General features: G+C 68.0%; 7 protein-coding genes. 4 read left to right on the top strand and 3 right to left on the bottom strand.

All coding sequences use genetic code 11. The features are described 5' to 3' along the window. Window positions 1–37: 37 nt before the first annotated feature. A complete protein-coding gene (gene pckA / locus VLA96_00630) occupies window positions 38–1,624 on the bottom strand; it encodes a phosphoenolpyruvate carboxykinase (ATP) (protein HSE47692.1) in 1,587 nt (528 codons plus the stop codon). 194 nt (window positions 1,625–1,818) lie between these two features. Next, a complete protein-coding gene (locus tag VLA96_00635; GenBank protein HSE47693.1) occupies window positions 1,819–2,193 on the bottom strand; it encodes a hypothetical protein in 375 nt (124 codons plus the stop codon). Between the two features lie 110 nt (window positions 2,194–2,303). Between VLA96_00635 and pgeF the strand changes: the two genes are divergently transcribed. The 4 genes from pgeF (at window position 2,304) to VLA96_00655 (ending at window position 6,519) form a co-directional block, all read left to right on the top strand. Continuing rightward, the gene (gene pgeF / locus VLA96_00640; GenBank protein HSE47694.1) at window positions 2,304–3,185 is read left to right on the top strand and encodes a peptidoglycan editing factor PgeF; all 882 of its coding nucleotides are present in this window, start codon (window positions 2,304–2,306) and stop codon (window positions 3,183–3,185) included. A gap of 90 nt (window positions 3,186–3,275) precedes the next feature. After that, complete coding sequence (locus VLA96_00645) at window positions 3,276–4,016, top strand: DUF4118 domain-containing protein (GenBank protein ID HSE47695.1); 741 nt, start codon at window positions 3,276–3,278, stop codon at window positions 4,014–4,016. Window positions 4,017–4,046: 30 nt separating this feature from the next. Further along, window positions 4,047–5,276, top strand: a complete 1,230-nt coding sequence (locus tag VLA96_00650) for an ABC transporter permease (GenBank protein HSE47696.1) — start codon at window positions 4,047–4,049, stop codon at window positions 5,274–5,276. Between the two features lie 7 nt (window positions 5,277–5,283). Beyond that, on the top strand, window positions 5,284–6,519 hold the full coding sequence (locus tag VLA96_00655; GenBank protein ID HSE47697.1) for an ABC transporter permease: 1,236 nt from the start codon (window positions 5,284–5,286) through the stop codon (window positions 6,517–6,519). A gap of 8 nt (window positions 6,520–6,527) precedes the next feature. Here the strand turns inward: VLA96_00655 and VLA96_00660 are convergent, their stop codons facing one another. Further along, window positions 6,528–7,133 (bottom strand): YdeI/OmpD-associated family protein, encoded by a 606-nt coding sequence (locus tag VLA96_00660; GenBank protein HSE47698.1) that lies wholly within the window; start codon window positions 7,131–7,133, stop codon window positions 6,528–6,530. Window positions 7,134–7,285 lie beyond the last annotated feature (152 nt).

Raw genomic sequence — 7,285 nt, forward strand, 5'->3', positions numbered from 1 at the left:
AGGGCGACGCGGTCCACTAGCAATAATCGCGGCGCGGCTACTTGGCGGGGGCGGCGGGGCCCGCCTGGCGGACGGCGTCGGGCGCGTCGAACTTCTCGAAGTTCCTGGCGAAGCGCTCGGCGAGGTCGGCGGCCTTCATGTCGTAGGCCTGCTTGTCGGCCCAGGCGTTGCGGGGGTTGAGCAGGCGCTCGGGGATGCCCTCGATGTGCTTGGGGATCATGAGGCCGAAGGCGGGTTCGCGGACGAACTGGGCGTCGTTGAGCTTGCCGTCGACGGCGGCGCGGACCATCTGGCGGGTGTAGGGCAGGCTCATGCGCTGGCCGGTGCCGTAAGGTCCGCCGTACCAGCCGGTGTTGACCAGCCAGCACTGGGCGCCGTGCTGGCGCATGCGCTGGCCGAGCATCTCGGCGTAGACCTTGGGAGCGCGCGGCATGAAGGGCGCGCCGAAGCAGGTGGAGAAGGTGGCCTGCGGATCCTTCACGCCGGCCTCGGTGCCGGCGACCTTGGCGGTGTAGCCGGAGAGGAAGTGGTACATGGCCTGCTCGGGCGAGAGCCTGGCGATGGGCGGCAGCACGCCGAAAGCGTCGGCGGTGAGAAAGACGATCTGCCTGGGATGGCCGCCGACGCCGGGGATGACGGCGTTGTCGATGTAGTCGATGGGGTAGGCGGCGCGGGTGTTCTCGGTGAGGTGGTCGTCGTCGTAATTGGGCTTCCTGGTCTCGGGATCGAGGACGACGTTCTCGAGGACGGCGCCCATGCGGAGGGCGTTCCAGATCTGCGGCTCGTTGGCCTTGGAGAGCTTGATGCACTTGGCGTAGCAGCCGCCCTCGAAGTTGAAGACGCCGGTGGGCGACCAGCCGTGCTCGTCGTCGCCGATGAGGCGGCGGGCGGGGTCGGCGGAGAGCGTGGTCTTGCCGGTGCCGGAGAGGCCGAAGAACAGGGCGGTATCGCCGGCGGCGCCGATGTTGGCGGAGCAGTGCATGGGGAAGACGCCGCGCTCAGGGAGCAGGAAGTTCATGACGCCGAAGATGGACTTCTTCATCTCGCCGGCGTACTGCGTGCCGCCGATGAGGATGATCTTGCGCGTGAAGTTGAGCAGGATGAAGGCTTCGGAGTTGGTGCCGTCGCGCTGCGGGTCGGCGAGGAAGCCGGGGGCGGCGATGACGGTGAAGTCAGGCGCGTGGGCCTGCAACTCGGCGTCGGTGGGGCGCACGAACAACTGCCGGACGAACAGGCTGTGCCAGGCCAGCTCGTTGATGAAGCGCACGGGCAGGCGGTACTGGGAGTCGGCGCCGGCGAACAGGTCCTGGACGAAGAGGTCCCGGCCTTTGAGGTAGCCGGTGACGCGGGCGAGCAGGGCGTCGAACTTCTCGGGAGCGAAGGGCTGGTTGACCGCGCCCCAGTCCACGGCGGCGGCGGTAGTGGAGTCCTTGACGATGAAGCGGTCTTTCGGGGAGCGGCCGGTGCGCTTGCCGGTGGTGGCGACGACGGCGCCGTTGGAGGCGATGATGGCCTCCTTGCGGGCGACGGCGAGCTCGGTGAGCTCGGCGGGCTTCAGGTTGCGTCGAACCTTGCCGCCTTCCAACAGCTGTTCCAGTTCGCTGACTTGCGCCCCGGTGGACATAGAAGGGAATCTCCTCGCTCCTGCGAAACGAATATTGTGCATCTTCGGGCAGGCTGTTGCCAACCGAGGAACATCGCGTAGCAACAGCGGTGGCCCCGCAGGAAACATCCCGAGCCCGGCGGCGGGCGAGGGAGCCCTACTCTCACGATGATGGCGGGGTAAGGTAGGGATTCCTCGCGGCGCGAGGAATGTTCTTAGACGGCGAGGTCAGCCGCTTGCGCCGCGGTGCGGGACTTCTCTGCGAGCACGGCTTCGACGTGCTGGAGCGTCTCTTCGAGGGAAAGGGAGTACATCTGGCGGCCGCTTTCCGAGCCGTCTTCGATGGCGTGTTTCAGGTAATGGCCGGCGGCCTGGATGGCCAGCGGGTCGGTCAGGACGCGGCCGGTGCGGAGCTGGTACTGGACCCAGGCGGGATGCGGCAGGGCGATCCAGACCGGGCGGCCGTCCACGGCGAACTTCACGTCGACGGCGTCGGCGTGGCGGGTGGAGATGGCCGTCTGGAGCGCCTGGTAGACGCAGTGGAGCTGCTTGCCGGACCAGCGCTCGGTGACATGGAAGTCGGCGTACATGGGGAACGGAAGATGGTAACAGAGGCGGTGGTCGGTGGACGGTGGTCGGTAAAATCAGGTTGTCGACCACCGACCACTGAGCACCGACCAGTTCTGACATAATCGAACGGATGCCCGCCAAAGCCAAAGCTCCCAGCCCGCGCGTGCTGCGCGCGAAGTCCTTTGCGCGCCTGCCGTGGCTGGTGCACGGGTTCAGCACGCGGGTGGGCGGAGTGTCGGAGGGCTTCGGGCGGAAGGGGGACCTGAACCTGGGCGCGAGCGAGAAGGAGACGCGCGCGGCGGTCGAGCGCAACCAGGCACGCTTCCTCGACGAGATCGGGGCGCGCAGCGGGGCGCGGCGATGGCCGGTGGTCACGCTGAAGCAGGTGCACTCGGACGCCATCCACGTGATCGAGCGCGCGCCGAAGCGCCCGCTGACGGGCGACGGCGTGCTGACGCGCGAGCCGGGGATCCTGCTGGCGGTGCAGACGGCCGACTGCATCCCGGTGCTGGTGGCCGACCCGGAGAACCGCGCGGTGGGCGCATTCCACGCGGGCTGGCGCGGCACGGTCGCGCGCGTGGTCGAGAAGGGGATCGGCCGCATGCGCAAGGAGTTCGGCTCGGACCCGGCGAAGCTGGTGGCGGCCATCGGGCCGGGCGCGCGCGCGTGCTGCTACGAGGTGGGGCGCGAGCTGCGCGATCGCTTCGAATCGCAGTTCAGCTACGCGGCCGAGCTGTTCCACGACGTCTACAAGTCGGACCCGGTGCGGGAGAAGTACCCGCTGCTGTTCCTGACGGCGCGGGCGCCGGGGCACAGCGAGGAGATCGGGCCGCGGCTGCATCTGGACCTCGCCGCCGCCAACCGGCGGCAACTGGAAGACGCCGGGCTGCTGCCGGCCAACATCAGCGACACGGGAGTGTGCACGGTGTGCCGGCCAAGGCAGTTCTTCTCCTACCGGCGCGACGGCAAGACGGGGCGGCTGTGGGGCGCGATCGGGGCGCGGCGGCGCTGAGCAGAGCTGCGCGAAATCGAGCAGCTACTCTCGAATCTCGTAGACGCGCCGAACCATTCCGTCGTCTATTGAAGGGGAAGGTTCCCCGCCATGTCGGCACCAGCCGTCGCATACAACCCTGACTTCGCCGAGAAGTGGATCCTGTACCTGAGCCCGCAGGAGTGGCGCGGGCGGGTGGGAGTGGAGTTCCGCGAGGTGCCGCTGGGGCTGCTGGAGTTCGCCGGCTGCGAGGTCGATCCCGACGTGATCGAGGGCTGGGTGGCGACGCTGCGCGAGGGCCGGCAGGTACCGCCGCCGGTGGTGAACCTGACGCCGCACGGCGCTTACTACGTGCACGACGGCAACCACCGCCTGATGGCGATGCGGCAGGTGCTCGGCCCGGACGCGCTGGTGCGCGTGGCAGTCGCGGTGCCGCGGCAGGGCTACCACTTCCGCTTCCGGCACTTCGGCGCGTACGGGACGTACGTGCTGGAGGCAGGGCCGGTGCACGCGTACGCCATCCCGATCGCTGCGGCCATGGCCGCGAGCGTGATCGCGGTGGTGCTGGCGGCAAGGGCGCCGAACGGGGCGCAGGAGCCCTCGTTCGCGGTCGCGGTGGGGATCGTGCTGATCTGCGCGCGTTTCGCCGGGTGGTGGGCGGGCCTGCTGGCCAGCCTGCTGACGGCCTGCCTGACCGCGTTCTTCCTGCTGCCGCCCACGCACTCGCTGGCGGTGGCCGACCCGTTGCATGCGCGCGAACTGGCGATCGCGGCGCTCATCATGCTGCTGCTGAGCGTGGTAGTGGGGTACCGGCCGCGGCCCGGCTCCCCCTGGCGGCGACTGCTGCACTAGCGGGCTGCGTGCTACCATCGCGGCACTCCGATGCCGAAGTGGGAAGTCCTGTCGATCGCGTTTGACGCGCTGCGGGCGCACAAGATGCGCTCCTTCCTGACCGTGCTGGGCATCATCATCGGCGTGGGCAGCGTGATCGCGGTGGTGTCGGTGATCCAGGGGCTGAACGACTACGTGACGGCACAGGTGATGGACTTCGGGTCGACCTCGTTCAGCGTGAGCAAGTTCTCGCAGGGGTTCAGCTCGCTGGACGACTTCTGGCGGGAGTCCAAGCGGCGCAACCTGACGCTGGACGACCTGGCGGCGATCGAGGCGGACTGCAGGCACTGCGACCTGGCCGCGGGCGTCTACAACGAATTCAAGAGCGCGAAGCGGGGCAACAAGACGGCGGAGAACGTGGACCTGCGCGGGGTCACGGTGAACGCGCCCTACATCGGGTCGGTGATGGAGCTGAGCGAGGGGCGGCACTTCGCGCCGATCGACATCGAGCACGCGCGCGACGAGATCATCATCGGGGCGGACGTGGCGGACCGGCTGTTCCCGGGCGGCGAAGACCCGCTCGGGCGGGAGATCACGCTCGACGGGCGGACGTTCACGGTCATCGGGATCGCGGAGCGCAAGGGGAGCTTCCTGGGGAGCCCGCAGGACAACTTCGTGCGCATCCCGATCACGGTGTACCGCAAGATGTACAGCACGCAGAACCGGTCGCTGAACATCCAGGTGCAGGCGAAGACGCCGCAGGAGATGGCGCTGGCGATGGAAGAGACGCGGGTGATCCTGCGCAGCCGGCTGCACCGCGGGTACAACGACGACGACGGGTTCTCGATGGCGACGGCGGAGACGTTCCTCGACCTGTGGCGGCAGACCACGGCGGCCATCTTCACGGTGACGGTGATCGTGGCGGGGATCTCGCTGCTGGTGGCGGGGGTGGTGGTGATGAACATCATGCTGGTGTCGGTGACGGAGCGGCGGCGAGAGATCGGGATCCGGAAGGCGATGGGCGCGAAGCGCGCCGACATCCTGCGGCAGTTCCTGGTGGAGAGCGTGATCCTGACGGGGTGCGGGGGCGCGGCGGGCATCGCCGGCGGCATCCTGCTGGCGTTCGTCGTGTCGTGGACCTCGCCGCTACCGGCGGCGATCAAGCTGTGGGCGATCGTGGTGGCGCTGCTGGTGGCGTCGGCGATCGGCATCTTCTCCGGGATCTACCCGGCGTGGCTGGCGGCGAGACTCGACCCGGTGGTCGCGCTGCAGGCGGAGTGAAGACGAGATGACCTGGCAGATCATCCGGATGGCGCTCGCGATGCTGCGCAGCCAGAAGCTGCGGTCGTCGCTGACGGTGCTGTGCATCGTCATCGGGATCACGACGGTGGTGGCGATCGCGTCGGTCATCCAGGGGCTGAACGGATGGTTCGCGCGGCAGGTCTCGAGCCTGGGGTCGAACATCGTGACGGTCAGCCGGATGCCGCAGTTCGCCGGGCGCTTCCCGACGGAAGAGGAGCGGCAGCGCAAGGAGCTGACGCGCGAGGACGCGGAGGCGATCCGCGCGGAAGCGAAGAACGTGGAGGTGGTGACGCCCATCCTGGGGCTGGACTTCCTGAAGTTTCCGAACCCGAACGTGCGGTACGGGCGCATCCGCGCGGCCAACGTGAAGGTGTTCGGCGTGGAGGCGGACTACATCAACGTGTACATCTCGCACGTGCGGCAGGGTCGCTTTCTGACCGAGGGCGACGTGTACCACCGGGCGCACGTGGTGATCCTGGGCGCGACGGTGGCAGAGACGATGTTCCCGGGGCAGGACCCGGTGGGCAAGACGGTGCACTTCGAGAACGACGCGTTCGAGGTGGTGGGGGTGCTGGAGCGGCGCGGGTCGATGTTCGGGTTCGACCGCGACAACTTCATCTGGCTGCCGATCACGACCATGCTGAAACTGCATCCCGAGTCGAAGGACACGCTGACCATCGCGATGAAGGCGGACTCGCAGGAGGCGCAGCCGCTGGTGATCGACCAGGTGACGGAGATCATGCGGCGGCGGCGGCACGTGCCGGCGGACAAGCCGAACTCGTTCGACGTAGGCTCGCAGAACCAGTTCATCGAGCTGTACAAGTCGCTGACCGGAGGAGCGTACCTGGTGATGCTGGTGATCGCGTCGATCACGCTGCTGGTAGGCGGCATCGGGGTGATGAACATCATGCTGGTGTCGGTGACGGAGCGGACGCGGGAGATCGGGGTGCGGAAGGCGATCGGGGCGCGGCGGCGGCACATCCTGGTGCAGTTCCTGCTGGAGGCGATGGTGCTGACGGGCATCGGGGGGATCGTGGGAATCGTGATCGGGGGACTGATCAGCCTGGTGGTGAACTGGCTGTCGCCGGTGCCCTCGGCGCTGCCGGTGTTCTGGATCCTGCTGGCGTTCGGGGTGGCGGTCGCGGTGGGACTGTTCTTCGGGATCTACCCGGCGGCGCGGGCGTCGGCGCTGGATCCGATCGAGGCGCTGCGGTACGAGTGAAGCAGCGATTAGCGATTAGCGATTTTGCGCGCGTACTTCCAATTGCGCGCTTTGCCCTGCGCGAGCCAGGCGAGCGTGATGGCAATACGTCTTTCGCGCGTCTCGGGGCGCCTGGCCTCGATGATCCATTCCAGGTAGGCGCGGCGGTGCGAGGGCGGGAAGGCCTCGAAGGCGGCGCGAGCTTTCGCGTTCTTATGGAGCGCGAGGCGGAAGTAGTGCGGCACCGGCAGCGGCGGCCGCTTCTTGCGCGCGGCGATGGGCGAGCCGACGCCTTCGTCGTTCAGCTGCTTCGCCTTCCTGATGAGCGTGAGCAGCGTGCGCTTGGGCGGCAGGTCCTTCATCGAGGTGAGGCAGCCGAAGCTGCCCATGCCGCGGCCAGGCTTGGGGCCGACGACGGCCTGGTGCTTCCAGAAGCCGAAGGTGGCGTGCTGCTTGAAGGCGGCCATGCCGCACAGGATCCCCTTGTACAGGAAGCTCGGCATGCTCCACTTCAGGGTCTCGTGGCACTCGGGGCAGCCTTCGTGCACGATCGCGCGGAGACGTTTGAGGATGGGCCGCGCGAAAGGCTGCGCGTTCCTGATGTAAGCGTCGATGCGGGGATCTTTCTTGGCCATGAGGCCTCGCTGATGGCGCGAAAGTGTAACTCAGGGCAAGGGTGCCGGGTAGAGACGCCCTTGATGGGCGTCTGGAGACGGCCAGAAGGGCGTCTCTGCCGGAGTTCGTCGAGAAAAGCAAAAGGGCCGGCGAGAGCCAGCCCTGGGAAGCA

This window comes from Terriglobales bacterium, assembly GCA_035457425.1.
Classification (GTDB): domain Bacteria; phylum Acidobacteriota; class Terriglobia; order Terriglobales; family Acidobacteriaceae; genus JACPNR01.

Bases quoted from the DNA above. Each gene is read 5' to 3' on its own strand.
- VLA96_00645 (HSE47695.1), top strand. From the start codon at position 3,276: ATGTCGGCACCAGCCGTCGCATACAACCCTGACTTCGCCGAGAAGTGG.
- VLA96_00655 (HSE47697.1), top strand. From the start codon at position 5,284: ATGACCTGGCAGATCATCCGGATGGCGCTCGCGATGCTGCGCAGCCAG.
- pgeF (HSE47694.1), top strand. From the start codon at position 2,304: ATGCCCGCCAAAGCCAAAGCTCCCAGCCCGCGCGTGCTGCGCGCGAAG.
- pckA (HSE47692.1), bottom strand. From the start codon at position 1,624: ATGTCCACCGGGGCGCAAGTCAGCGAACTGGAACAGCTGTTGGAAGGC.
- VLA96_00660 (HSE47698.1), bottom strand. From the start codon at position 7,133: ATGGCCAAGAAAGATCCCCGCATCGACGCTTACATCAGGAACGCGCAG.
- VLA96_00650 (HSE47696.1), top strand. From the start codon at position 4,047: ATGCCGAAGTGGGAAGTCCTGTCGATCGCGTTTGACGCGCTGCGGGCG.
- VLA96_00635 (HSE47693.1), bottom strand. From the start codon at position 2,193: ATGTACGCCGACTTCCATGTCACCGAGCGCTGGTCCGGCAAGCAGCTC.